The organism is Delftia sp. 11MD (genome assembly GCF_050907895.1).
GTDB lineage: Bacteria > Pseudomonadota > Gammaproteobacteria > Burkholderiales > Burkholderiaceae_C > Comamonas > Comamonas tsuruhatensis.
Genome location: NZ_CP194333.1, coordinates 4,481,518 through 4,507,188 on the forward strand (window position 1 = coordinate 4,481,518; position 25,671 = coordinate 4,507,188).

The following is a 25,671-nucleotide window of genomic DNA, read 5'->3' on the forward strand; positions in this document are numbered from 1 at the left end:
GCGTTGCATGGGCCTACCAGCGCCCTTGTGGCTTGCGCCGCTGCCAGCCGGGCGGCAGCTCCAAGGCTTCGCGCCCAGAGCCCGGCACATCATTGGCACGCAGCACCAACTGAACATCCAGCAGCCGCAAAATTTCCGCCAGCTGGCCGACGCTGACAGCCAGCGGATCGCGCTCTATCACAGCCACGCGGGCCTGGGAGATTCCAAGCAGGTGAGCCAGTCGGGCCTGGCTCATGCCGGCCGCTTTGCGCAATGACTTGAGTTGTGGGGCCAATTGGTGCGGCAACTGCAACAAGTAATCCATGGCGTGCTCCAAAATCACCCATAGGTGATAAAAGCAAAAAATAACCGATGGGTTATGAAATGGCCTAAAGCCGTGCGGCGATGTCCTCGGCCGATTCCCGGTAGTAGGTATTGAACAGCTCATTGATATCCACATGGCCGCTGATGCGGGCCAGCGTCATCACGTCCACGCGCTTGCTGAGCCATGTCAGGGCCGTGGCGCGCAGGTCATGGAAGCGCAGGCCCTCAACCATCACCCGATCGCGCAGCTTTCGGTAGAGCGTGTCGCGGCTCGCATCGCTGATGGTCCAATAGGCGTCACGCCCAGCAGCCTCGGCTGAAGCCTCCAGCACGCGCAGCAGGCGCACGGCGCGGCTTGTCAGTGGTACGCGCCGCGCCCCTACGATGGCCTCTGTCTTGTGGTGCGGCAGCTCGTAGACCTTGCGCCGCAAATCCACGTTGCTGCGCGACATGCGCAGGATTTCGCCGCTGCGCATGCCGGTATGCAGGGCCACCAGCATGGCCCACGCAGCCTGCTGCATGGGGGCCACGGGAGCCACACGCGGGGAAACCATTGCAGATCGCAGCATCAGCCGGATTTCAGACCACTGCCCCGTGCGCCGTCGTGCGTGGGCCTTCCCGGGGAGCTTGATTTCTGGCCACGGGCTTTTGCCCGCCCATTTCCATTGCTTGACGGCCAGCGACCAGATAGGCCGAAACTGCTGTGCTTCACGCAGCACGCTGGACCCGGACACCTGTTTGAGCCTGGCATCACGCCAGCGCGCCAAATCGTCGCCCGTGATCTCATGAAAGACCTTGGCCGCCAGCTCGGGGAATTCGCGAAGCCAAGCGTCGAAACGCAGGTTGTCGGCCCGCGCCGTCGATGACGGCTTCTTGTCCGTGACCTCGCACCGATATCGCTCTACGGCCTCGGCCAGGGTGCGCCGGGGAAACTCACCCCTTGCGCCGGCCAAAATCGCAGCCTCTTCGGCGACAGCCCATGCCTGAGCCTCCGCCTTTGTCGGCCGCACTGCTGTGCGCCGCACGCCCATTCGCTCAACCTCTGCGCGCCACCCCGTTTTGAGTTTTCGGAAATACGCCACCCACGCCCCCTTTACCCGCGCCAGGTCATGCGGGATCGCATGCGGGAACCGTGCGGGATTGGGATGTGATTTTGCGCCAGATCCTGCCAGCTTCGGCCGGTACGCACAGAGGCGTCGAACCAAGAAAAAAGCCCGTTTTCATAGGAGAAAACGGGCTTGAGGGGGTTTCGGTGGATTACACCGGGTTTTTATTGTGGTGCGCGGGGGGGGACTCGAACCCCCACACCATTGCTGGCGTCAGGACCTAAACCTGGTGCGTCTACCAATTTCGCCACCCGCGCTGGTTCTTGAGGGAGCCGCCTGCGCGGCGGCTCCTAGGTCAGGGCGCAGATTCTAGCCGCAATTGCGGGGTGCATTGCCATACCCCGGATTTGAGCGGCGGCCTCTGCGTTTTCGCCGCATCAATGCGTGGGCTCGCGGCGCACGCGGAACACGGCGGCGTACATGGCCGGCAGCGCCAGCAGTGTCAGCACGGTGGCCACGATCAGCCCGCCCATGATGGCCACGGCCATGGGGCCCCAGAACACGCTGCGCGACAGCGGGATCATGGCCAGCACGGCGGCGGCGGCCGTCAGCACGATGGGGCGCAGGCGGCGCACGGCGGCCTCGATGATGGCGTCCCAGGCCGGCACGCCGCGCGCGCGGTCGGTCTCGATCTGGTCGATCAGGATCACCGAGTTGCGCTGGATCATGCCCATCAGCGCCACCACGCCCAGCAGCGCCACGAAGCCGAAGGGCCGGCCCAGCAGCAGCAGCGCCGCCGCCACGCCGGGAATGCCCAGCGGCCCGGTGATGAACACCAGCAGTGAACGGCTGACACTGCGCAGTTGCAGCATGAGCAGCGTGAAGGTGAGGAACAGCATCACGGGCACACCAGCGACGATGGCGTCCGAGCCCTTGGAGCTTTCCTCCACGGCGCCGGCCACATCGATGCGGTAGGCCGTGTCGCCCGCGGCATGCCAGCGCGCCTCGATCTCGCGCAGGCCCGGCAGCAGCGCATGGGTCAGCGTTGCGCCCTGCAGGCCCTCGCGCACATCGCCCTGCACGGTGATGGCGAACATGCGCTTTTCTCGCCACATCACGCCGGGCTCCCAGACCATCACGGGCTTGGCGATCTGCGTGAGCGGGATCGACTTGCCCGATGCCGTGGGCAGGTAGGCGTTGGCGATGTCGGTGATGGCGTCGCGCTCCGAATACGGCGTGCGCAGCACGATGTCGATGAGCTTGTCACCCTCGCGGAACTGGCCCACGGTGGAGCCGCTGAGCATGACGCGGGCCGCCTGGGCGATGGCCTGGCTGCTCACGCCCAGGGCGCGCGCCTTGTCCTGGTCCACCTCCAGGCGCACGGCCTTGACGGACTCGTTCCAGTTGTCGTTGACGCCGCGCATGTCGGCGTTGGCGATCATGGCCTGCTTGACCTCGTCGGCATAGGCACGCAGCTTTTGCGGATCGGTGCCGGAGACGCGGAACTGCACCGGATAGGGCACGGGAGGCCCGTTGGGCAGCAGCTTGACGCGGCCACGCACCTCGGGGAACTCCTGGGCCAGCAGCGCCGGCAGCGCCTTGCGCAGACGCTCGCGTGTGGGCAGGTCCTGGGCCACCAGGATGAACTGCGAGACGTTGTTCTGCGGGAACACCTGGTCCAGCGGCAGGTAGAAACGCGGCACGCCCGAGCCTACCCATTCGCTGACCGTGCGCACGCCGTCGAGCTTCATGAAGCGCTCTTCCACGCGGCGCGTGACGGCCTCGTTGGCGGCCAGCGACGTGCCTTCGGGGAACCAGATGTCCACCAGCACTTCGGGCCGGCTGGAATCCGGGAAGAACTGCTGCTGCACGCGCGACATGCCCACTAGGCCCAGCGCGAAGACCAGCACCGTGATGGCGATGGTCAGCCAGCGGTGCGTCACGCACCAGTTCACGGCGCGCCTAAAGCGGTTGTAGAACGGGCTGTCGAAGACTTCATGCTCGGCCGACGAGGCATTGAGGTTGGTCTCCTCGATGGGCACCTCGCCCGAGGCCACCTCGGGCGGCAGCGTGGCCGCGTGCGGCGGGCGCTTGAGCAGCAGCATGCCCAGGTAGGGTACGAAGTACACCGAGGCGAACCAGCTGAGCACCAGCGCAATCACCGTCACCGCGAAGATGGCGAAGGTGTACTCGCCCGTCATGGATTTGGCCATGCCGATGGGCAGGAAACCTGCCGCCGTGATCAGCGTGCCGGTCAGCATGGGCTTGGCCGTGATCTCGTAGGCAAAGGTGGCGGCGCGGTACTTCTCGTAGCCCTCCTCCATCTTGCGCACCATCATCTCGACGGCAATGATGGCGTCGTCCACCAGCAGGCCCAGCGCGATGATCAGCGAGCCCAGCGACACCTTGTGCAGGCCGATGTTCCAGTACCACATGGCCAGGAAGGTCGCGGCCAGCACCAGCGGAATGGTGATGGCCACCACCAGACCCGGGCGCGGATCGATGTACCAGCGCTTCCACAGCGGCTGGTGGCCCTCGCGCTTGTGCAGGCCCAGGCTGATGAAGCTCACGGCCAGCACCACCACCACGGCCTCGATCAGCACCTGCAGGAACTCGTTGACCGAATCGGCCACGGCCTTGGGCTGGTCCTGCATGTTGGCCAGCTCCACGCCGGCCGGCAGCGTGCGCGAGATGTCGCCCACGGCGCCGCGCAGGGACTTGCCCAGGCGGATGATGTCGCCGCCCTTGGTCATGGACACGCCCAGGGCAATCGTCTCGCGGCCCTGGTGGCGCACCTTCACATTGGCCGGATCGGCATAGCCCCGGCGGATCTCGGCGATATCGCCCAGGCGCAGCTGCGCGCCCGATGCGCCGCGGATGGGCATGGCGCGCAACTCGTCCACCGCCAGGAACTGGCCGGCCACGCGCACCTGCACGTCCTCGCGCGGCGTCTGCAGCACGCCTGCGCCCTCGATGGCGTTTTGCTGGCCCAGCTGGCCGAGCACCTGGTTCATGTCCAGGCCCAGCTGCGACAGGCGGCGCTGCGACAGCTCGATGTAGACCTTCTCGTCCTGCACGCCGAACAGCTCGACCTTGGCCACATCGGGCACGCGCAGCAGCTGCTGGCGCACGTCGTCGGCCATGGTCTTGAGCTCGGCGTAGCTGAAGCCGTCGGCCTGCAGGGCGTAGATCACGCCATAGACATCGCCGAACTCGTCATTGAAGAACGGCCCCTGCACGCCCTGCGGCAGGGTGTAGCGCATGTCGCCGATCTTCTTGCGCACCGTGTACCACAGCTGCTGGACATCGCCGGGGCGCGAATTGTCCTTGAGCTGGAAGATGATCAGCGACTCGCCGGGCTTGGAGTAGCTGCTGATCTTGTCGGCGTAGGGCACCTCCTGCAGCGTACGCTCGATCTTGTCGGTGACCTGCTCGGCCATCTGCTGCGCCGTGGCGCCCGGCCAGTTGGTGCGCACCACCATGGCGCGGAAGGTGAAGGGCGGGTCTTCGTCCTGCCCCAGCTGGAAGTACGAGGCAAAGCCCAGCAGCAGCAGCACGACCATGAAATAGCGCGTCAGCGCCACATGGTCCAGCGCCCAGCGCGAAAGATTGAAGTGCCCGCCCTGCGGCGCCTTGTGCTTGGGCCCGCTCATTGGGCCGCCCCGCTGGACGCAGCACCTGCGGAAGCTGCGGCACCTGCGGCGGCAGGCGCCTGTGCCGGCTGCTGCGTCTTGTCATACCGGTCCTGATAGACCGTGACCTTCTGCCCAGGCGTGAGCACATGCACGCCGGCGGCCACCACCTGCATGCCGGGCGTCAGGCCGGCGGCAATCACGGCCTCGTTGCCATCGGCCGTGGCCAGTTGCACGGGCTGCAGCTTCACCGTGCTGCTGGCGGCATCGAACACCCACACGGCCGTGCCCTGGCCGCCGCCGCCTTCCTGGCGCAGCGCCGTGGTCGGCAGCTTGATCACGGGCTGGCCCGTGGGGCCCATGCCCTCGGGCAGCGCATGGACCGTCGCGCCCAGCGGCGGCACGGCGGCCGCATCCGACGCGGGCAGTGCCACCTTCACCTGGTAGGTGCGCGTGACCGGATCGGCACTGGCCGCCACCTCGCGCACCTGGCCCTGCAGCGGCTGCATGCCGGCCGACCAGGGGCGCACATTCACCTTCTGGCCCACGCGGATGGCGCCGCGCTTGTCCTCGGGCACCACGAACACAACGTCGCGCGGGCCGTCCTGGGCAATGCGCACCACGGGCGAGCCGGCCGACACCACCTGGCCGGGCTCGGCGTCTATGCCGGTCACCACGCCGGGCACATCGGCCAGCAGTTGGGCATAGGCCTCCTGGTTGCTCTGCGATGCCAGCTGCGCCTTGGCCTGGTCCAGCGTCGCCTGGGCGGACTTGAGCGTGGCCTCTCGCCGCTCCAGCTCCGCACCGCTGATAAAGTTCTGCGCCTTCAGCTGCGAGTAACGCCTCGCATCGGCGGCGGCAAGATCGCGCTGCGTGGTCGCGGCCGCCACCTGGGCGCGCGCGGCGTCAGCTCCCAGCCGGTAGTCGCTGGCATCGAGCCGCGCCAGCAACTGACCTGCCTGCACGTGCTGGCCCAGCTCCACCTCGCGGCGAACGAGCTTGCCGGCCACGCGAAAGCCCAGGCGCGACTCTATGCGCGCGCGCACCTCGCCCGCGTATTCCAGTTGCGTGTCCAGCGCGCCCACGCCTACGGTGAGCAGCTTGACGGCGCGCACCGGCTCGGGCGGCGGCTCGGCCTTGGAACAGGCGCCCAGCGCCAGCGCGGCGGCCAGGCACAGAGGGGCAAGAAGAAGATGGCGCGGCAAAGCGGGCGCGGCAGGGTTCGATGGCAAGTCGGGCATGTGGATCCGGGAGGGCTGGTGCGAAAAGCGGCTGCGGGCTGCAAGATCCGGGCAACATGCCGCGGCAGCTGGCTGGCGCCGTTTACTGACTGACGGGTTAGTAATTTAGGAGAAGCCCTTGAGCCCGTCAAGTGAAATGCATGGCCTTGCGCGCAGCATCGACAATCGGCCACCGTGAAGTCCACCGCTCCCACCCTGCCCGCCTCCCCCGCCCCGGTCACGCACTACGAGAACTTTCCCGTGGCGTCCTGGCTGTGCCCGCCCCGCTTGCGCCCGCCGATTGCCGCGCTCTACCACTTCGCACGCACTGCAGACGATCTGGCCGACGAGGGCGACGCCACGCCGCCCGAGCGCCTGGCCGCGCTGGCCGCCTACCGTGCCGACTTGATGGCGCTGGGCACCGAAGGCGAGGCCCCCATGCTCGCCTGCACGGCCTGGCCTCTTGTCTTTGCGGGGCTGGCACCGCAAGTACGCGCCCACCAGCTGCCGCTGGCGCTGATGGACGACCTGCTCAGCGCCTTCGCGCAGGACGTGCACAAGACCGATTCCGGCACCACCTACGCCGACCGCGCCGAACTGCTCGACTACTGCCGCCGCTCGGCCAACCCCGTGGGCCGGCTGCTGCTGCATCTGTACGGGGTGGACGATGCCGAATCGCTGGCCCGCAGCGACGCCATCTGCACCGCCCTGCAGCTGATCAATTTCTGGCAGGACTTCAGCGTGGACCTGCCGCGCGGGCGCCACTACCTGACCGATGCCGACTGCGCCGCCCATGGCGTGCGGCGTGAAGACCTGCGCGCCGAGCCAGCTGCACTGACCCCTGCCGTGCGCGCACTGTTGGCCGAGCAGTCGGCCTGGGCGCGTGCACTGATGCAGTCCGGCGCACCGCTGGTGCACCGCCTGCCGGGCCGCATCGGCTGGGAGCTGCGCCTGGTCGTGCAGGGCGGGCTGCGCATCCTGGACAAGGTCGATGCGCTGCAGGGCGCCAGCCTCTACCGCCGCCCCACCGTCGGCAAGGCCGATGCGCCGCTGCTGCTGTGGCGCGCCCTGCGCATGTGATGGCGGGCCGGCCGTTGCGACACCCAGGCTTTGGCTCCCAGCCGTCCATGGGACAATCCCGCCCCATATGAATCCGGATCAGTACGTCCAAGACAAGGCTGCCGCCTCGGGCAGCAGCTTTTATTACGCCTTCCTCTTCCTGCCGCGCGAGCGCCGTGCCGCCATCACCGCCTTTTATGCGTTCTGCCGCGAAGTGGACGACGTGGTGGACGAAGTCTCCGACCCCGGCGTGGCCGCCACCAAGCTCGGCTGGTGGCAGAACGAAGTGCACCAGGCCTTTGCAGGCAAGCCCTCCCATCCCGTGATGCGGGCGCTCATGCCGCATGCCCCGGTCTACGCCATCGAGGAGCGCCACCTGCAGGCCGTCATTGACGGCTGCCGCATGGACCTGGAGCAGACCCGCTACCTCGACTTCCCGGGCCTGGCGCGCTACTGCCACCTGGTCGCAGGCGTGGTCGGCGAAGTGGCCGCGCGCATCTTTGGCCAGACGCAGGAAGAAACCACGGCCTACGCCCACAAGATGGGCCTGGCCTTCCAGCTGACCAACATCATCCGCGACGTGGGCGAGGACGCCATGCGCGGACGCATCTACCTGCCCATCAGCGAGCTGCAGCAGTTCGACGTCAAGGCGCATGAGATCACCAAGCGCGAATACTCGGACCGCTTCACCGCGCTGATGCGCTTTCAGGCCGAGCGCGCCCACCGCCTCTACGACGAGGCCCTGGCCCTGCTGCCCGCGGCCGACCGCCGCACGCAAAAGCCCGGCCTGATGATGGCCAGCATCTACCGCACCCTGCTGCGCGAGATCGAGGCCGACGACTTCCGCGTGCTGCACCAGCGCATCAGCCTGCCGCCACTGCGCAAGCTCTGGCTGGCCTGGAAGATGCAGGCGCTGGGGCGCATGGCGCGGTGAGCAGAGACAGCGCCAAAGACAAGCCGCGCACCTCTGTGCCGCGCGCCGCTCAGCCGCGCGCCGCCATCCTCGGCGGCGGCTGGGCCGGCTTCGCGGCCGCCCTTGCGCTGGCGCGCAGCGGCTGGCACATCACCCTGCACGAGGCCGCACGCGAGCCCGGCGGCCGTGCGCGCGGCATGGACCTCGACACGCCACAGGGCCTGCTGCGCGTGGACAACGGCCAGCACATCCTCATCGGTGCCTACACCGAAAGCCTGCGCCTCATGCGCGAGGTGGGCGTGGACCCTGAACGGGCGCTGCACCGCCAGCCCATGGCCCTGCCCTACGCCGATGGCAGCGGCCTGCGCTTTCCCGACTGGCCTGCGCCGCTGGATGCGCTGGCCGGCATTGCCACCGCACGCGGCTGGAGCCTGGGCGAGCGTGCAGCCCTGCTGGCGCGTGCCGTGCGCTGGCGGCTGGCGGGCTTTCGCTGTGCGGCCGAAGCCACGGTGGCCGACCTCTGCACAGGCCTGCCGCAGCGCCTGGTCAGCGAGTTCATCGACCCGCTGTGCATCTCGGCGCTCAACACACCCATTCACCTGGCCAGCGGCACGGTGTTCCTTCGCGTGCTGCGCGATGCGCTGTTCAGCGGCCGTGGCGGCTCGCATTTCCTGGTGCCGCGCCATGACCTGGGCAGCCTGTTCCCCGCGCCGGCCGCGCAGTGGCTGCAAGAGCGCGGCCACGCCGTGCGCCTGGGCAGCCGCGTGGCCGAACTGCAGCCCCAGGGCCCGCACTGGACGCTGGGCGCAGCCCAGGGCGAAGACGCGCCCTTCGACGCCGTGCTGCTGGCCTGCCCCGCGCCCGAGGCCGCGCGCCTGGCACTCACCGCCGCCGAGCACGACAGCCTGCCTGCACGCGACGGCATAGCCCTGCAGCGCTGGGCGCAGCTGGCCCAGGACCTGCAGCACCGCCCCATTGCCACCGTCTATGCGCAGACCGGCGATCCCTCCCACACATTGCCCCCGGGCGCGCCCTGGCTGGCGCTGCGCTCCACGCCCGATGCGCCTGCGCAATTCGTCTTCGACCGTGGACAACTCGGCGGCCCGCAGGGCCTGATGGCCTTCGTCATCAGCGACAGCGCATCGGACCGCGAAACCCTGCAGGCCCAGGTGCTGGCCCAGGCACAGGCCCAGCTGGGCTGGCATGGCCTGATCCCGCTGCGCACCGTGATCGACAAGCGCGCCACCTTCGCCTGCCTGCCCCAACTTCAGCGGCCCGGCCTGGAGCTGGGCCACGGCCTGTGGGCCTGCGGCGATCATGTGGACGGGCCGTATCCGGCCACCATCGAAGGCGCCGTGCGCAGCGGCATGCAGGCTGCCGAGGCCGCAGCCGCAGCCCATCGCACAGCACACACCGACTGACCCCCGGGTATCTCCGTAGCCTGCGGACCCCGGTTTGACAGCAGATTGACAGCCGCCAGCGCCACCATCGCTGGCGCCGCATCTGCTGCGGACCATCCACTACAACGATATCCAGGAGACCAGACATGCCTTCGCGCGACTTTCTTCACCACGCAGACCTGCCCCCGCTCGGCCGCCGCCAACTGCTGGCCGGCACGGGCGCCATGGCCCTGTCTGGCCTGCTGCCTGCGGCCGCGCTGGCGCAGGACGCCTGGCCCACGCGGCCCATCCGCTTTGTCGTGCCCTTTGCGCCGGGCGGCAGCTCGGAAATCGTGGCGCGCTCCACGGCGGCCGAGCTGTCCAAGACACTGGGCCAGAACGTCTTCGTGGACAACAAGCCCGGCGCGGCCGGCAACATCGCCATGCAGGAAGTGGCGCGCGCCGATGACCAGAGCACCGTCATCCTGGGCCACATCGGCACCCTGGCCGTCAATCCCTACATCTTCGACAAGCTGCCCTACGACGCCAACAAGGACTTCCAGCCCGTCAGCCTGCTGGCCAAGGTGCCCAGCCTTTACGTGGTCCACCCCGATGTGCCGGTCAAGAACCTGCGCGAACTCATCGCCTACGCCAAGAAGAAGCCCGGCCAGCTCAGCTACGGCTCGGCCGGCAATGGCAGTGCCGGGCACCTGGCCTTCGAGTACCTGAAGATGACGGCCGAGATCTTCATGCTGCACGTGCCCTATCGCGGCACGGGGCCCATGATGACGGACCTGATGTCGGGCCGGCTGGACGCCGCCTCGGTCGGCGCCGCCGCCCTGCTGCCCTTCATCAAGGCAGGCAAGGTGCGCTGCATCGCCACGGGATCGACCCAGCGCCTGCCCCAGTTGCCCGACGTGCCCACCGTGGCCGAGCAGGGTTTCCCGGGCTTCGAGATGACGCAGTGGTACGGCATGCTCGCCCCCTCCAGCATGACCCGAGCCCACGTGGACAAGCTGGCCGCCGAGTGCGCCAAGGCCGTCAAGGCGCCGGACGCGCTCAAGCGACTGCAGGGCGATGCGGCCGAGCCCATCGGCAGCACGCCCCAGCAGTTCGCGCAGTTCATTGCCTCCGAGCAGACACGCTGGCAGAAAGTGCTCAAGCGCGCCCAGGTCAAGCCGGACTGAGCGCACACGGACTGACGCTCCCAGGTACAGGCGCAGGCCCCGGCATCAGCTGGCCGGGCATGCCTTCTCGGCCATGGCGCGCAACACGCCCTGGCTGGCCTTTTGCACATGCTCGGCGCTCAGGCGCGCGGCCTGGTCCGCGTCGCCCTGCTCTATTGCCGTCACGATGGCATCCAGCTCGGCCAGCGTCTGCGGCAGGCGCCCGGGCTGGGACATGGAGATGCGCCGCAGCACCGTCACGCGGTTGTTCAGCTGCCGCAGCATCTGGCCGGCCACCAGATTGCCGCAGCCCTCGATCAGGATGTCGTAGAACTGGTTCTTGATCGCCAGCAGGGCCACCTTGTCGCTGGCCACGGCGGGCACGGCCAGCTCGCCCAGCTTGGCGCGCAGCGCGGCGCGCTGGCCTGCCGAGGCATGCAGCGCAAAGCCCCGGCTGGCCAGGCCCTCCAGGCTGGCCCGCACCTCGTAGATATCGCGCACTTCCTGCACCGAGATGTCCGTGACCTCGGGACCCCGGTGCGGAACGATGGTGATCAGCCCCTCGGCCTGCAGGTGCTGCAGGGACTCGCGCAGGCACGAACGGCTCACATCAAGGCTCTCGCACAGTTCGCGCTCGGACAGCTTCTGGCCCGGCGCAAACACGCCATCGAGGATGGCCGTGCGCAGGGTCTGCGTCGTGCGCTGGCGCAGCGACGTTTCTTCGCGGGGGACACGCAGCATCTGGTTCATGGGATGAATCCTACCTGCCAATCCAGGGGCCGGACGGACTGACGGATTGTCATACACGCACCTGCCGCGGCAGGCAATCCCGATTTTCATCAAGTAGGATTGTCTGACAATCTGATTAAATCCATTCCACCGAAAGACACCTTCACCGCCTTCCATCAGGAGTTTTCATGACCCGAGCCTACGCCCCCAAGAACCCCGCCCTCTTCGAGCAGGGCCTGTCCACCCGCCGCGAGGTGCTGGGCGCCGAGTATGTCGATGCGTCCATCCAGAACGCCACGGACTTCAATATCGACATGCAGGAGCTGGTCACCCAGTACTGCTGGGGCGATGTCTGGAACCGCCCGGGCCTGGACCGCAGGACGCGCTCCTTCCTGAACCTGGCCATGATCACGGCGCTGAACCGCCCGCATGAACTCAAGCTGCATGTGCGCGGCGCCATCAACAACGGCCTGAGCAAGGACGAAATCAAGGAGGTCTTCCTGCAGACCGCCATCTACTGCGGCGTGCCGGCCGCCATCGACTCCTTCCGCGTGGCGTCGGAAGTCTTCAAAGAGATGGACATCTGAGGCACGCAGCATGACCACCATAGGATTCATCGGCCTCGGAATGATGGGCCAGCCCATGGCCCACCTGCTGCACGCCGCAGGGCACGCCCTGGTCATCCGGGACGCCGTGCCCGCCGCCACCGCACGATTCGCGCAGGAGCATGCGGGTGTGGCCGTGGCATCCGGCGCGGCCGACTTTGCCGGCTGCAGCGTGGTCTTCACCATGCTGCCCGACTCCCGCATCGTCGATGCCGTGGTGGGCGAACTGGCCCCCCACCTGCCACCCGGCGCCTGCATCATCGACATGAGCTCGGCCGACCCCAGCCACACGCGGGCGCTGGCCGGCCTGCTGGGCGAGCACGGCATCGGGCTGCTGGATGCGCCGGTCTCCGGCGGCGTCAAGCGCGCGATTGCGGGCACGCTGTCCATCATGGTCGGCGGCGATGCGGACCTGCTCGCCCAGTACCTGCCGCTGCTGCAGCGCATGGGCCAGGCCATCACCCATGTCGGCCCCGTGGGCGCAGGCCATGCGCTCAAGGCGCTGAACAACTATGTCTCGGCAGCGGCCCTGATCGCCACGGCCGAGGCCATCCATGCAGGCGCGGCCTTCGGCATTGCGCCGGCCACCATCGTGGACGTGATCAATGCCTCCACCGGCAAGAACAACACCACCGAAAACAAGGCCCACCAGTTCATGCTGAACGGTGCCTTCAACTCGGGCTTCTCGCTGGCGCTGCAGGCCAAGGACGTGGGCATTGCCCTGTCGCTGGGCCAGGCCATGCACACGCCCATGGCACTGGCCGAACAGGTCAGCGCCATGGCGGCCGAGGCCTCCAGGTCCCTGGGACCCGCCGCCGACCATACCGAGCTGTACAGATACGTGGCCCCGGCCTGAGCCTGCGCCGTCTCGCCGTCGTCAAGGGCCGCATGCGGCCCTTGCCTTCCTGCCTCACGCCACCAAACACGCCACCGACAACCGGCCGCACAGAGCCGGCGGCCCCTGCACGCGCCTCCAGGAGACAAACCCATGCGCCCCCTCATCCGCAATCCCCTCGCCCAGACCCTTCTCGCCGCCGCGCTGGCAGCAGCCAGCCTTGCCGCCCAGGCCTTCCCCAACAAGCCCGTCACCATCGTCGTTCCCTACGCGGCCGGAGGCTCCACCGACGTGCTGGCCCGCGTGCTGGCCGAGGCCATGACACGCGACCTGGGCCAGCAGGTCATCGTCGAGAACCTGGGCGGCGCCGGTGGCACCATCGGCACCAGCCGCGTCACACGCGCCCAGGCCGACGGCCACACCCTGCTGCTGCACAACATGGGCATCGCCACGGCGCCCGCGCTCTACAGCAAGCTCGCTTTCGATGTGAGGCGCGACCTGGAACCCATCGCGCTGGCCGGCGACGTGCCCATGATCCTGGTGCGCAGCAAAGGCTTTGCGCCCGCCACGCTGGCGGACTTCATCGCCCACATGAAGGCCAAGCCGGGCGAAGTGCGCTTCTCGCATGCCGGCGTAGGCGCCACCTCCCACCTGTGCGCCATGCTGCTGCTGCAGACCACCTCCACCGAGGCCACCCTGGTGCCCTACCGTGGCACGGGTCCGGCCCTGCAGGACCTGGTGGCAGGCAATGTCGATGTCATCTGCGACCAGCCCGTGTCCACCGGCCCGCACATACAGGCGGGCATGCTCAAGGGCTACGCCGTCGCCACGCGCGAACGCCTGCCCTCCCTGCCCGATGTGCCCACCTTCGCGCAGGCTGGCCAACCCGGCTTCGAGCTTGCCGTATGGCACGGCCTCTACGCCCCGCGAGGCACGCCCCAAGCCGTCATCGAGCGCCTCAACAAATCCCTGCGCACCGCCCTGTCCGAACCCGCCCTGGTCAAGCGCTTCACGGACATGAGCGTCATCATCCCGCCCGCAGACCGCCTCATCCCCGACGCCCTGCGCCAGCACACCGTCGCAGAAATCAAGCGCTGGGACCCAGTGATCAAGGCTGCGGGGGCCAAGGCCGAGTAACGCCGCACTACGACGACACCGGCCTGCGGGCCACGACATCAAAGCGATGCCAGTGCTTGGGACCCCGCATGCTGGGGGCCATGCCATCGAACTCCTTGAAGGCCACCAGCTCCATGCCATCCAAAAGGCGCAAGACCTGATCACGCGAATGAAAGCTCATGGACTGCGAATCGGCCCAGGCATCGCGCGGCCCAAAAAAATGACCGGCGAACACACCGTCCGGACGCAGCGCAGAACGCACCAGCGACCAAAACGCATCGAAGCACTCAGGATGGCAAAAGGGCAGGCTCAGTCCAGCGTGGATCAGATGCGCTGCAGGCAAAGAGGAAAGATCCTCGAAACGGCAAGCCTGCAGCGTCAAAGCGCCGGACGCCTGCGATGCCAGGGGGCGCAAGCCCTCGATGGCCGCAGGTTCGCTGTCGATGGCGTGGACGCGCCAGCCGGTATGGAGCAGCACGCGGCACTCATGGCCCGCGCCACAGCCCAGATCGATGGCCGCTTTATCTGCCGTATCACCCGCCAACGCGTCAAGCGCCTGCACCAGCAAGGGAGATATCTTGCGTCCCTCGGTAAAGCGGTAGTAGTCCGTCCAGCTCATGGGTGTGACGCCTGCGGCGTCATCTCTCCATCCACCACTGGATGACGATCTTGGCGACGTAGCCGACAAAGCCCACGCCCAGGCCCAGGAAGATCACGAAGGTGCCGAACTTTCCTGCCTTGGACTGGCGTGCCAGCTGCAGGATGATGAACACCATGAAGAGGATGAAGGCCCCCACGCCGTAGGTGAGGAAGAAATGGGCGATCTGTTCTTCTGTATACCCGAATATCACGACAACACCGTCCTACCTCCTCCCCTGCAAGTCCGGTCAGGCCGGGCGGTCCGGCTCAGCGCGCCGCAAAGGTCGACGCATCCACCAGGTCGCGGTACGCATGCCAGCTCGCGTGCCCCAGCAGGGGCATCACGGCCACCAGTCCCAGCAGCCAGCTGCCCAGGCCCAGCAGGGTCAACAACACAATGAGGGCGGCCCACAGTGCCAGAGGCACAGGGTTGGCCAGCACGGCCAACCAACTGGTCAGCACGGCCTGGCGCACCGTCACCCGCCTGTCCAGCATCAGCGGCATGGCCACCACGCTGGACGCAAAAATAGGCGCTGCCAGAAAACTGCCCAGCGCCAGCCATATCGCAAACAACTGCCCGTCGCGGGCCAGCACCACGTGCTGCACGAAATCCGCCGGAGTGGCAATGCGCACGGGCGAGAGCACGGTGATCAGCGACGCCGACACCAGCACCCAGCCCGTGGCCGCCAGCGACAGCAGCAGCCCGAACTGCACCAGGCACCAGTAGCCGCCCTGCCCCTCGGCCTTGGCCGCATGGCCGTTTTGCCAGCGCGTCCAGGTACGCCGCACCAGGGACAGATCGGCAGCCTCGCCGCGCTCCAGCGCGCGGCTGATGGCGTAGAGGCTGGTCGCCACGACAGGGCCGATGATCAGGAACCCCGACAGGGCCCCGGCCATCAGCCAAAAGCGATTGTGCCCCAGCGTCAAGATCAAAAACCCGATCAAGGTCAAGACCAGGCCATGTGCCAGGCTCAGCCAGGGTGCCCTGGCCATGTCGCGCGCGCCACGCGCCAGCCAGCTCAGGGGGTGTTTCCAGCCGATGCTGCGCACGGCGGGGAGGACGGGGGGGTGGAGGAAAGCTGTGCTGTGGCTGATGGGCATGGCGTGGCGCGGCTTCGCGGGCAAGCAGGGTCAGCTGTCAGCCAGCCCCTGGCACAACTGCGCAAGGCTGGCCACCGTGACGTGGGGCGTGGACCCCTCGTGAGGCCATGCTACGCCCGTGCGGTTGAGCCAGACTGCGTGCATACCCGCATCCATGGCGCCCAGCGCATCGAGCCGCGCGTCGTCGCCAATGTGCAGCACCTCGTCAGGCGCCACGCCAGCCGCCGCCGCTGCCGCGTGGAAAAAGCGCACATCGGGCTTGGCCATGCCGGCCTTGCTGGCGCTCAGCGCGGCATGGAAATGCTCGCCGATGCCCACCACATGCACGCTGGCGTTGCCATTGCTCAAGGCCACCACGGGCCAGCGCGCGGCCAGGAACTGCAGGGCGGGCAGCGCGTCCTCGTACAGGTCCACGCGCTGGCGCTCGGCAAAGAAAAGATCGAAGGCCGGCTCGGCCAGCGCGCCGTCGTCGCCATTGCGCTGCAGCGCCAGGCGGATGGACTCGCGGCGCAGGCCGCTCAGGTCATGGGCCAGGTCGGGACGATCGCGCTCGATCTGCACGCGGATGGCGCGCACGGCGGCCACGTCGCGCAGCGCCGCGGCCGTGGCCGGCGCATGGGTGTGCAGCCAGTCCAGCAGCACCTGTTCGGCACGCGAGATGGCCGGCCACACAGGCCACAGCGTGTCATCCAGATCGATGGATATGGCGCGGATGCGGCCGCTGCGGCGCAACTGCTGCAAGGCGGTCAGTGCAGGGGCAAATGAGGATTCGGCGAGGGGAGCGGTGGTGGCTTGGGACATGGTCCGAGCATAGCGAAGGCAGCCGCTGCAGGCTGCCGCCGGGTCATCGGGCTCGCATGGCTGGCCGCCGCGTCCTGCCACAATCGGGGCCATGCCATCCCGCTTTGCGCCAGAACCCCCATTCCGCCACGACCAACCCCAGCGCACCGCCGTGCTGCTGTGCAACCTTGGAACGCCCGACGCGCCCACGGCCCCGGCCGTGCGCCGCTACCTGGCGCAATTCCTGGGCGACGACCGCGTGGTCGAGATTCCCAGGATTGCCTGGCTGCCCATCCTGCACGGCATCATCCTGCGCACGCGGCCGGCCAAGTCGGCGGCCAAGTACGCCACCGTCTGGCATGAGAAGGACGGCTCCCCCCTGCAGCACTGGAGCGCGCGCCAGGCCCTGCTGCTGCGCGGCTGGCTGGGCGAGGCCGGGCACAACGTGCTGGTGCGCCATGCCATGCGCTACGGCAACCCGTCCATCCCCAGCGTGCTCGATGCCCTCAAGGCCGAGGGCGCCACGCGCATCCTCATCCTGCCGCTGTACCCGCAGTACTCGGGCACGACCACGGCCAGCGTGTTCGACGCGGTCTATGACTGGGCCCGCACCCAGCGCCACATCCCCGAGCTGCGCTTCGTCAACCGCTACCACGACGACGCTTCCTACATCGACGCGCTGGCCCAGCGCATCGAGGCCCATTGGCGCGGCAACGGCCGTGGCGAAAAGCTGGTCATGAGCTTTCACGGCGTGCCCGAGCGCACGCTGCACCTGGGCGACCCCTACCACTGCGAATCGCGCAAGACCGCAAGGCTGCTGGCCGAGCGCCTGGGCCTGTCGCCCTCGCAATACCTGGTGACCTTCCAGTCGCGCTTTGGCAAGGCCAAATGGCTGGAGCCCTATACCGAGCCCTCGCTGATCGAGCTGGCACGCAGCGGCACCAAGCGCGTGGACGTGGTCTGCCCCGGCTTCACCAGCGACTGCCTGGAAACGCTAGAGGAAATCAGCCAGGAAGCGCGCGAGGCCTTCATGCATGCGGGCGGCGAGCAGTTCGAGTACATCGCCTGCCTCAACGACAGCGCACCCTGGATCACGGCGCTGAGCCGCATCGCCCAGCAGCACCTGCAGGGCTGGCCCACGCAGAAGGCGCCGCAGGCCGAACTGGACGCCAGCCTGGAGCGCGCCAAGGCCGTAGGCGCACAGCGCTGAGGCCGTCCTGCATCCTGTGCACCGCGCCATATAACCCTGCCTCATGAGCAGAATGCATAAGCGTCTTTGTATATAGATGCTGCAAGCGGGACAATTGCACCTCTGTTGCTTGTCCCGCCGGTCTTCCATGGCCGGCCCCAGCCATCATGACCAAGACCTTTTCCCCTGCTCTGCGCCTGGCGGCCCCGCTGCTGGCGCTGGGCCTTGCCTGCACCGCCCTGGGCACGGCCCACGCCGCCGAACCCCTGCTCACGCCCGCAGGCGTGCAGGCCGCCGCCGGCCAGGACGCCGTGCGCATCATCGACATCCGCGATCCCAAGGCCTATGGCGAGCGCCACATTCCCGGTGCGCTCAACGCTCCCTACGGCAAATGGCGCGGCCCCGCCACCAATCCCGGCGAACTGCCCGAGCTGCCCAAGCTCACCGAACTCGTGCAGTCCCTGGGGCTGACGCCGGCCACCCACGCCATCGTGGTCTCCACGGGCGCGGACGCCACCGACTTCGGCGCCGCAGCGCGCGTGTACTGGACGCTCAAGCTGCTGGGCCTCAAGGAGCTATCCGTGCTCAACGGCGGCATGAAGGCCTGGAACGAGCAAAAGCTCCCGCAGGACAACGAGGCCGTCAAAGTGGCCCGCAGCAGCTACCAGCCCCAGCTGGACACCAGCCTGATCGCCACGCGCGAGGATGTGGGCCAGCACGTCAGGCTCAGCAACGCGGCCCTGGTGGACTCGCGCCCCGACGCCTTCTACCAGGGCAAGACGCGCGCGCCGGCCGCCAAGCTCTCGGGCACCCTGCCCGGCGCGCAGCAGCTGGACTTCAACCAGTGGTTCGTGCCCGGCACCTCCACCTTTGTCGATACCGCAACGGCCAAGCAGATCGCGGCCAAGGTCAAGCGCGAGCAGGGCCAGGACATGGTGGCCTTCTGCAACACCGGCCACTGGGCGGCCACCGACTGGTTCGGCCTGTCCGAAGTCGCGGGCCTGCCGGGCGTCAAGCTGTATGCGGGCTCCATGGTGGACTGGACGCAGCAGGCCGATGCGCCGCCCATGGCCAACCAGCCCGGCCGCGCCGAATCCCTGGCCTACGACGCCAAGCAGTGGTGGGAAAAAAAGTTCAAGTAAACACCCCCTGAGGCGCTTGCGCGCCTTCCCCCGTGGCACGGCGCCTCTCTACCCGCTTCGCGGGGGAGGGCGACTGCATGGAGAAAAATGATATGAAACGACTTCCTCTCGCGGCCATCCTGGCCGTTTTCTTTGGCTGGCTGCTGTGGAGCGTCTCGGTGCGCCAGGCCGCGCTGTTCGCCGTGGGCCTGGGCCTGGGCGCGGTGCTGGCCGGCAAGCGCTTCGGCTTCACCACCGGCTGGCGCATGCTGATCGAGGACAAGGACGCCAGCGGCGTCTTCGGCCAGTTGCTGCTGCTGGCGCTGGCCGCCGCGCTGGCCATGCCGCTGCTGGGCCACTATCCCGAACTCACGGCTGCCCTGGGCCCGCCCAGCATCAGCCTGCTGGTGGGTGCCTTCGTCTTCGGCCTGTGCATGCAGATCGCGGACGGCTGCGGCAGCGGCACGCTGTACAAGGCCGGCATGGGCATTCCCATGAATGCGGCCATCCTGCCCGTGTTCGCCATCGGCAGCTTCCTGGGCAGCCTGCACCTGGGCTGGTGGCTGGACCTGGGCAACACCCAGCCCGTGGGCCTGGTCACGGCCTGGGGCTGGGCCCCTGCCCTGCTGGCCACGCTGGCTGCGCTGGCCGTGGTCGCGCTGGGCGTGGCCTGGTATGTGCGTGGCGCCAATGTGGCACTCAAGCGCCCCGCCAAGCCGCTGTTCGTGCGCAAGTGGGTGGTGGGCGCCGTGCTGCTGGCCGTGCTGGCCACGCTCAACCTCATCATTGCGGGCCAGCCCTGGGGCGTGGTCTACGGCTTCGGCCTGTGGGCCGCCAAGATCGCCAACGCCACAGGCGCCGTGGACCTGGCCGGCAACTGGTTCTGGAGCCAGCCCGGCAACGCCGCGCGCCTGCACGAGACCGTGCTGCTGGACGTGACCAGCATCACCAACATCGGCATCCTGGGCGGCGCCCTGTGGGTGGCTGCCGCCAAGCCCGTCAATGCCAAGCCGCTCACGGGCACGCAATGGATGGTGGCCCTGGTGGCAGGCCTGGTGCTGGGCTACAGCTCGCGCCTGGCTTTCGGCTGCAATGTGGGCGCCATGCTCTCGGGCATCTCCACGGGCAGCATCCACGGCTGGATCTGGGTGCCGCTGGCCTTTGCCGGCACCATCTTCGGCCTGCGCATCCGCCGCCACTTCAATTTCTGAAAGGACCCGCCATGACACAACAGAACAGCCTGCGCGCGGTCTTCTGGGCCGTGCTCGTCCTCTTCCTCGCCTGGGACCACCTGCACTCGCCCCCCGTGGACCTGCGCTTCGAGGCACCGCTGATCGCGGCCGGCTCGGGCAAGGCCACGCAAGGCGGGCATTGCTCGATGCCGGCGGGCAAATAGACCAAGACCAAGACCAAGGCCAAGGTCAGGGGACGCTGGGCGCCGGCCCCTCATCCGCGCCAGCCGTCACGGGCAGCGGCGCGGTTTCCACATCGAAGCCGGCCGCCTGCCAGGCCTTGAGGCCGCCCACCAGCGGGCGCACGTTGGCGAAGCCCGCGCGCTGCAGCTGGCGCGCCAGCCGCGCGGCCGAGATTTCATTGGGACAGTCGCAATAGACCACCACCCCGTGGGGATGGTCGTGCTGGGGCAGCAGGTGCGCATGCGACTCGCCGCCATCGCGCGGGCGCAGCTCCCAGGACTGTGCACCCGGGATATGGCCCTGGCGGTACTGCGGCAGGGCGCGCACATCGATCACCGTGGGCTGCATGCCCTGGGCATGCAGGCCCGCCAGCTCGCGCACCGACATGCGCGGCATGCGCAGGGACCGCACCATGCGATGGCGCTGCCACCACTTGCGCACGATGAACAGCCCCAGCGCCACGGCCAGCAGCAACAGGCCCCACTGGCCCAGCGCGGTGAGCACGCCCAGCAGGTCTTCCACCGTGGAGCTGAACAGCGAGCCCAGGTACACGGCCGAGCCTACCCAGATCAGCGCACCCAGCCCGTCATACAGCACGAAGCTGCGCAGCGGCGTGCCCATCACGCCGGCCAGCGCGCTGGCGATGGAGGCGAAGCCCGGCACGAACTTGGCCACCAGCAGCGACCTTGCGCCCCAGCGGCCGTAGACGGTCTCGGTCTGGCGGATGCAGGCATCGGGCGACAGCGAGATGCGGCAGATGCGGCCCAGCACACGGTGGCCGTAGGCCTTGCCGGCCTGGTACCAGAACAGGTCGGCAATCAGCGCCGCGCTCACGGCCACGGCCACCAGCCACAGCAGGCGCACCCAGTCGGCGCCTTCCAGCGCACCGGTCACGACCAGCACCGGGTAGGCCGGAATCGGCGCGCCCAATTGCTCGACGAACACATTGAGAAAGACGATGCCGAAGCCGTACTCGCGGATCAGCTCCACCAGAAAACCCATGTCAGGCCTCTCTTGCCCAGACGGTGCCCGCACCCGAAAAAGAAGGCGAGGCTGCACCCGTCGCAAATGCTAGCGCGGCTGCAACATCCGCGCCCGGCCCGGGTTGATGCTCAGCCGCGCTGCAGATGCTCCAGCACCCATTGCCAGTGCGCGGGCACGTTCAGCGCCGGCGCATGGCCGCAGCCGGGCACCTCCTGCCAGTGCAGCAGGCCGCGCGCGCCGGGGCCGCGCGTGGTCATTTCCCGCGCCACCTCGGGCAGCACCAGGTCCGAGTCCACGCCCCGCAGCAGCAGCACGGGGATCTGCAGGGCGTCGTAGTGCGGCCAGATGCCGTAGTCGTCGTCATGGGCCGTGAACTGCTCGATCATGGCCGGGTCGTAGTGCGGCGTGACGCGCCCATCGGGCAGGCGGCGCACGCTGGTCTCGGTGAGCTTGCGCCACTCGGAGTCGCTTAACCAGCCATAGGGCCGGTAGGCCTGGCGAAAGAAGGCCTCCAGCTCGCCCACCGTATCGAAGGCCGGGGGCTGGCCCGCATAGGACCTGATGCGCGCCAGCGCTGACTCAGCCAGTTGCGGCGCGTTGTCGTTGAGCACCAGCGTCGCAATGCGTGCGCGCAGCGAAGGCTCGAACAGACCCGAGGCGCAGACCGTGCCAATCGCCCCGCCCATGGACGTGCCCACCCAGTGCGCGCGCTCCAGCCCCAGCGCATCGAACAGCCCGCGCGCGATGCGGGCGTAGAAGCTCAGCCGGTATTCCTCGCGCGGCGCGCGGCTCCACTGGCTCAGTCCCCGGCCCAGCGTGTCGGGGCAGACCACGCGCCAGCCCTGCCCCGCCAGGAACTGCGCCAGCGCATCCATATCGCGCCCCGTGCGTGCCAGCCCATGCCAGGCGATGACCGTACCTGCAGGCTCCGCGCCGGGCGCAGGCTGCCAGTCCATGTAGTGGATCTCATAGCCCGAGCAGTGCGCGTAGCGGGAATCCGGCACGGCAACAAAAGGGGATGCGGACGAGGGTGATGCTGTGGAAGCCATGGAAGAAATCTCTGTGCAGGAGCGGCCGGCCGCCGTGGCAGCCGGCCGCCCCGGGGCCTGGCTCACTCAGGGATGCGGATCAGCCCGTCGCTGACCTCGATGGTGTTGGCCGTTGCGGGCCGCGTCACGAAGGGCGGCACCTGGGCCGCCGTGATGGCAGGCGCCGCGCCCGGCTGGCCGCCGCGCGGTGTGGTGCGCACCACCTGGCTGGCGGGCAGCGCGGTGCTGCTGCGCAGGTTGGCCCACACGGCATCCATGGCCTGGTTGAAGTACGGGTGCAGCGGCACGAAGCGCGTGTCGAAGCCCGAGAACGGCAGGAAGGCATCGAAATGCTGGGCATTCACCACCTCGATATAGCGCAGCCGCGTGCTGGAGCCATCCAGGCCACGGTTGAGCACCGTGTAGGCGCGCGCATTGTGGTTGACCGGCACCAGCGCATCGCTGCGGCCCGCCACGATGATGGTGGGCTTGCCGCGCAGCCTGCCGGTATGCAGCACCTCGTTGATGCCGGCGCGCACGGCGTCGCTCTGGGCGCGCGTGGGCACGCTGCTCTCGGACAGGTTGAAGCCGGTCACCGGATCGAAGCCCGTCACCAGCGCGTGCTGGCACAGCGCGTTGTCCAGCCCGAAGTCGGCCACGCGCGTGGAGGGCGACACGGCAAACTGCCAGGCCTTGGCCCCGCCCACCGAGTCGTTGTAGACCACCGTGGCGGGCGTGCCGTTGGCCGTGCCATTGGCCGTGGCAAAGCTCTGGGCCAGCGCAGCCCCCGTGGCGGGCACCACGTCGCCCGTGGCATTGGCGGCCGCAAAGCTGGTGCGGCACAGGTTGGCATCCACTCCGAAGCGGCCATAGGCCATGGTGTACATGGCCGACAGGATGGGGCCGTTGCCCAGCGCGTAGTGGGCGTTGTGCATGCGGTCGTGGTCGCGCGTCCAGCCGTACAGGCGCAGCTTGCTCAGCGCATTGGCGGCGCGGTCGGCCGTGGTGGCGCCGATGACCAGGCCCTTGGCGGCCAGGCTGGTGCAGCGTGCCTCGGCACGCGCCGTCATGGCGGTGAGGCCTATGTAGTTGAAGATGGATGTCTCGGTCAGCGCCGCATCGGGCGCCAGCGCCGCGCAGGGCTGGTAGATGTTGCCGTAGGTGGTGTACTCGGCCAGCGTGCGGCCCGGGTTGGGCATGGTCGCATTGCCCACGGCAATCGTGTAGCCCTGGCGCGTAGGCATCTCGGTCACGGGTTCGGAGGCCACCACGCCGTCGATCAGGCCGTCCGCATCCAGCTCGGCCGCACGCAGCACGGCCGCGCCGCCGTTGGAGGCCGAGCCCGCCAGTACCAGCGTGTTGTCCTTGCCGAAGGGCACGGGGTCCTGCGTGGTGCCATAGCGGGCATTGAGCACGTACAGCGCATAGCGGGCCGCGGCCAGCGTGTCGTTGCCCCAGTCCTTTTCAGGGTTCTGCTGGGAATGCGCGTGCTTGATGGCAATGCGGTTGGGAAACGCCGCGTTGTAGGCGGCGCGCGCCGCATCGGTCAGCCGTGCGGCAAAGAAGGACAGGCTGCCCGCATCCGTGCGCGTGGCGCGCGTGCCGTCCAGCTTGTTGACGGTGTCGTCGCTCAGGTTGTGCAGGCCCACGCCCTTGCCCGCATCGGTCAGCGCCACGGCGCAGCCCTTCTTGAGGCCCCACTCGCCCGCCGTGCCGATGGCGCCATACACGCCGCGCGAGCCCGAGGACGGGCCCAGCACGATGCAGGGCCGGTTGCGGTCAAAGCTGTCCGGCACCTGCACGGCCACCATGGTCTGCTTGCGGCCCGTGCCGTCGTCCAGCACGGCCAGGTACTCGCGCCCGGGGATCAGCCCTTCGCCCGCAGTCACCTGCCCGTCTGCCGTGATGTTGGGGCCGTACAGCGTGCCGTAGCCGCCGCCCGCCGTGGGGTCCAGGATGCCCCGGTAGTTGGAGTACAGCGCATTGCGCCGAAGCTCCGCCGCCGTGGGATTGGCCGGGTCCGCGTACAGGGGCGCGGCTGCGGCGCCCAGGCCCGTCTTGCCCAGGCCGCCCGTCAGCAAGTCCTGCGTGGCTGCCGTGGCACCCGTGCCGGTGGCCGTGGCCGGATACACCGTGGCGCCCAGCTCGGTAAAGCCCTTGGGCAGGTCGTTGCTGGGCTCACGCTCGCCGCTGCCGCAGGCCGCCAGCGCGGCCGCCGCCAGCGCCGTGACGGCCCAGCGCCACGGGGTTGCAGGAATCGACGACACCATCTCTTCACGCTTCAACATGCCCATCTCCTTGTGGTAGTTCTCTGATGCACGAATGCGCCAGGGGCCCTGGTCAGGCTCCGGCGCGGGAAGAACGCAGACGCCCCACGACGCCCGTGGGGAAATAGTAGACCGACAACACAAACAGCACGCCCAGCCACAGCAGCCAGCGGTCGGGCGACAGCAGCGCGGCCAGCCAGGGCAGGCTGTGCGCGGCCTCGCTGGCCACGCGCAGCAGGTCCTGCAGATAGCTCTGGGCGATGAGGAACAGCACCGAGCCGATCGCCGCGCCATAGATGGTGCCCATGCCGCCGATCACCACGATCAGCAGGCAGTCCATCATGATCTCGAACGACAGCGAGGTATCTGGCCCGTTATAGCGCAGCCACAGCGCCAGCATGGCACCGGCCACACAGGCGAACAGGGCCGACAGCACGCTGGACAGGGTGCGGTACACCACCACGCGGTAGCCGATGGCCTCGGCACGGAACTCGTTCTCGCGGATGGCCTGCAGCACGCGGCCGAACGGGGAATTGACGATGCGCAGCAGCGCCAGCACCAGCGCCACGGCCAGCACGAACAGCAGGTAGTAGGTGATGATGCGCCCGTCGATCAGCACGCCCAGCACCTCGTTCTCGAACGGCTCGAAGCTGGGCGACAGCCACTCGGGCAGCTTGAAGCTCAGCCCGTCCTCCCCGCCCGTCCATTCCGACAGTTGGGAGGCCAGCGTCTGGAACGCCGCCGCCACGGCCAGCGTGATCATGGCAAAGAAGATGGCCCGCACGCGCAGCGAGAACAGGCCGATGGCCAGCGACAGCAGCAGCGACACCAGCAGCGCCGCGCCCAGGCCCAGCGCCAGCGCGCCCCAGCCCGCGCCCATGCGCGACGATGCAATCGCCACGCCATAGGCGCCAATGCCGAAGAACATGGTGTGCGCAAAGCTCACGATGCCGGTGTAGCCCAGCAGCAGATCGAAGCTGGCCACCAGCACCACGAAGATCAGCACCTTGGCCGCCACGTTCAGCGCCTTCACGCCAGGGAACACGAACGGCGCCGCCGCCAGCCCCAGGAAGATCAACAGCAGCAGCACCGCCAGCACGCGGCTGCGCGGCAGGTCGCCGGAAAGCAATCGGTTGAGCATGTC

At 68.4% G+C, this 25,671-nt stretch carries 24 protein-coding genes and 1 tRNA gene; 11 read left to right on the plus strand and 14 right to left on the minus strand.

Annotation, left to right across the window (positions count from 1 at the left end; all coding sequences use genetic code 11):
- Positions 1–13: 13 nt before the first annotated feature.
- The 5 genes from ACRSCF_RS20575 to ACRSCF_RS20595 form a co-directional block, all read right to left on the minus strand.
- A complete protein-coding gene (locus ACRSCF_RS20575) occupies positions 14–304 on the minus strand; it encodes a helix-turn-helix domain-containing protein (protein ID WP_016454070.1) in 291 nt (96 codons plus the stop codon).
- A gap of 64 nt (positions 305–368) precedes the next feature.
- Positions 369–1,334, minus strand: a complete 966-nt coding sequence (locus ACRSCF_RS20580) for a tyrosine-type recombinase/integrase (protein ID WP_016454069.1) — start codon at positions 1,332–1,334, stop codon at positions 369–371.
- 245 nt (positions 1,335–1,579) lie between these two features.
- Positions 1,580–1,666 (minus strand) — tRNA-Leu (locus ACRSCF_RS20585).
- A 120-nt stretch (positions 1,667–1,786) separates the two neighbouring features.
- A complete protein-coding gene (locus ACRSCF_RS20590; protein ID WP_244386496.1) occupies positions 1,787–5,002 on the minus strand; it encodes an efflux RND transporter permease subunit in 3,216 nt (1,071 codons plus the stop codon).
- Positions 4,999–6,222 carry an efflux RND transporter periplasmic adaptor subunit gene (locus ACRSCF_RS20595; protein ID WP_034367504.1) on the minus strand — a complete coding sequence of 408 codons (1,224 nt, stop codon included), beginning with the start codon at positions 6,220–6,222 and terminating at the stop codon, positions 4,999–5,001. Before ACRSCF_RS20595 ends, ACRSCF_RS20590 begins: the two co-directional genes overlap by 4 nt.
- A gap of 174 nt (positions 6,223–6,396) precedes the next feature.
- Here ACRSCF_RS20595 and hpnC point away from each other — a divergent pair, with 174 nt between their 5' ends.
- From hpnC to ACRSCF_RS20615, 4 genes are all read left to right on the plus strand, one after another.
- Positions 6,397–7,281: a squalene synthase HpnC gene (gene hpnC / locus ACRSCF_RS20600; protein ID WP_244386497.1), complete on the plus strand. Its 885-nt coding sequence runs from the start codon at positions 6,397–6,399 to the stop codon at positions 7,279–7,281.
- A gap of 67 nt (positions 7,282–7,348) precedes the next feature.
- The gene (gene hpnD, locus ACRSCF_RS20605) at positions 7,349–8,194 is read left to right on the plus strand and encodes a presqualene diphosphate synthase HpnD (RefSeq protein WP_016449592.1); all 846 of its coding nucleotides are present in this window, start codon (positions 7,349–7,351) and stop codon (positions 8,192–8,194) included.
- Entirely contained in the window at positions 8,191–9,594 is a 1,404-nt protein-coding gene (gene hpnE / locus ACRSCF_RS20610) for a hydroxysqualene dehydroxylase HpnE (protein ID WP_034367501.1), read from the plus strand. Before hpnD ends, hpnE begins: the two co-directional genes overlap by 4 nt.
- A 125-nt stretch (positions 9,595–9,719) precedes the next feature.
- Entirely contained in the window at positions 9,720–10,739 is a 1,020-nt protein-coding gene (locus tag ACRSCF_RS20615; RefSeq protein ID WP_034367499.1) for a Bug family tripartite tricarboxylate transporter substrate binding protein, read from the plus strand.
- A gap of 45 nt (positions 10,740–10,784) precedes the next feature.
- On the opposite strand, the gene ACRSCF_RS20620 is transcribed toward ACRSCF_RS20615, so the two are convergent.
- Positions 10,785–11,468 (minus strand): GntR family transcriptional regulator, encoded by a 684-nt coding sequence (locus ACRSCF_RS20620; protein ID WP_034367496.1) that lies wholly within the window; start codon positions 11,466–11,468, stop codon positions 10,785–10,787.
- Positions 11,469–11,635: 167 nt separating this feature from the next.
- Between ACRSCF_RS20620 and pcaC the strand changes: the two genes are divergently transcribed.
- The 3 genes from pcaC (at position 11,636) to ACRSCF_RS20635 (ending at position 14,024) form a co-directional block, all read left to right on the plus strand.
- Positions 11,636–12,034, plus strand: coding sequence for a 4-carboxymuconolactone decarboxylase (gene pcaC / locus ACRSCF_RS20625; RefSeq protein WP_034367494.1), 399 nt, complete (start codon positions 11,636–11,638; stop codon positions 12,032–12,034).
- Positions 12,035–12,044: 10 nt separating this feature from the next.
- Positions 12,045–12,908, plus strand: a complete 864-nt coding sequence (locus tag ACRSCF_RS20630) for an NAD(P)-dependent oxidoreductase (protein ID WP_034367491.1) — start codon at positions 12,045–12,047, stop codon at positions 12,906–12,908.
- A gap of 132 nt (positions 12,909–13,040) precedes the next feature.
- Positions 13,041–14,024 (plus strand): tripartite tricarboxylate transporter substrate binding protein BugD, encoded by a 984-nt coding sequence (locus ACRSCF_RS20635; RefSeq protein ID WP_244386499.1) that lies wholly within the window; start codon positions 13,041–13,043, stop codon positions 14,022–14,024.
- A 7-nt stretch (positions 14,025–14,031) separates the two neighbouring features.
- On the opposite strand, the gene ACRSCF_RS20640 is transcribed toward ACRSCF_RS20635, so the two are convergent.
- The 4 genes from ACRSCF_RS20640 to ACRSCF_RS20655 are packed head-to-tail and all read right to left on the minus strand — an operon-like array spanning position 14,032 to position 16,544.
- A complete protein-coding gene (locus ACRSCF_RS20640; RefSeq protein ID WP_244386500.1) occupies positions 14,032–14,622 on the minus strand; it encodes a class I SAM-dependent methyltransferase in 591 nt (196 codons plus the stop codon).
- Positions 14,623–14,641: 19 nt separating this feature from the next.
- Positions 14,642–14,854 carry a DUF2788 domain-containing protein gene (locus tag ACRSCF_RS20645; protein WP_016449600.1) on the minus strand — a complete coding sequence of 71 codons (213 nt, stop codon included), beginning with the start codon at positions 14,852–14,854 and terminating at the stop codon, positions 14,642–14,644.
- Positions 14,855–14,909: 55 nt separating this feature from the next.
- Positions 14,910–15,743, minus strand: coding sequence for a DUF2189 domain-containing protein (locus tag ACRSCF_RS20650; RefSeq protein ID WP_016449601.1), 834 nt, complete (start codon positions 15,741–15,743; stop codon positions 14,910–14,912).
- A 30-nt stretch (positions 15,744–15,773) separates the two neighbouring features.
- Positions 15,774–16,544: an HAD family hydrolase gene (locus ACRSCF_RS20655; protein ID WP_016449602.1), complete on the minus strand. Its 771-nt coding sequence runs from the start codon at positions 16,542–16,544 to the stop codon at positions 15,774–15,776.
- A 91-nt stretch (positions 16,545–16,635) separates the two neighbouring features.
- Here ACRSCF_RS20655 and hemH point away from each other — a divergent pair, with 91 nt between their 5' ends.
- The 4 genes from hemH to ACRSCF_RS20675 all read left to right on the plus strand — a co-directional run bounded on the left by hemH (position 16,636) and on the right by ACRSCF_RS20675 (position 20,229).
- Positions 16,636–17,733 (plus strand): ferrochelatase, encoded by a 1,098-nt coding sequence (gene hemH, locus ACRSCF_RS20660; protein ID WP_034367489.1) that lies wholly within the window; start codon positions 16,636–16,638, stop codon positions 17,731–17,733.
- Between the two features lie 146 nt (positions 17,734–17,879).
- On the plus strand, positions 17,880–18,854 hold the full coding sequence (locus ACRSCF_RS20665; protein WP_017404609.1) for a sulfurtransferase: 975 nt from the start codon (positions 17,880–17,882) through the stop codon (positions 18,852–18,854).
- 92 nt (positions 18,855–18,946) lie between these two features.
- Positions 18,947–20,044 (plus strand): YeeE/YedE thiosulfate transporter family protein, encoded by a 1,098-nt coding sequence (locus ACRSCF_RS20670; protein WP_016454056.1) that lies wholly within the window; start codon positions 18,947–18,949, stop codon positions 20,042–20,044.
- Positions 20,045–20,055: 11 nt separating this feature from the next.
- A complete protein-coding gene (locus ACRSCF_RS20675; protein WP_016449605.1) occupies positions 20,056–20,229 on the plus strand; it encodes a hypothetical protein in 174 nt (57 codons plus the stop codon).
- A 25-nt stretch (positions 20,230–20,254) separates the two neighbouring features.
- Here the strand turns inward: ACRSCF_RS20675 and ACRSCF_RS20680 are convergent, their stop codons facing one another.
- The 4 genes from ACRSCF_RS20680 to ACRSCF_RS20695 form a co-directional block, all read right to left on the minus strand.
- A complete protein-coding gene (locus tag ACRSCF_RS20680) occupies positions 20,255–21,250 on the minus strand; it encodes a rhodanese-like domain-containing protein (protein WP_016449606.1) in 996 nt (331 codons plus the stop codon).
- A 110-nt stretch (positions 21,251–21,360) separates the two neighbouring features.
- Positions 21,361–22,281, minus strand: a complete 921-nt coding sequence (locus tag ACRSCF_RS20685; protein ID WP_034367487.1) for an alpha/beta fold hydrolase — start codon at positions 22,279–22,281, stop codon at positions 21,361–21,363.
- Positions 22,282–22,343: 62 nt separating this feature from the next.
- Positions 22,344–24,548 carry a D-(-)-3-hydroxybutyrate oligomer hydrolase gene (locus ACRSCF_RS20690; RefSeq protein WP_244386502.1) on the minus strand — a complete coding sequence of 735 codons (2,205 nt, stop codon included), beginning with the start codon at positions 24,546–24,548 and terminating at the stop codon, positions 22,344–22,346.
- A gap of 52 nt (positions 24,549–24,600) precedes the next feature.
- Complete coding sequence (locus tag ACRSCF_RS20695) at positions 24,601–25,668, minus strand: branched-chain amino acid ABC transporter permease (RefSeq protein WP_016449609.1); 1,068 nt, start codon at positions 25,666–25,668, stop codon at positions 24,601–24,603.
- Positions 25,669–25,671 lie beyond the last annotated feature (3 nt).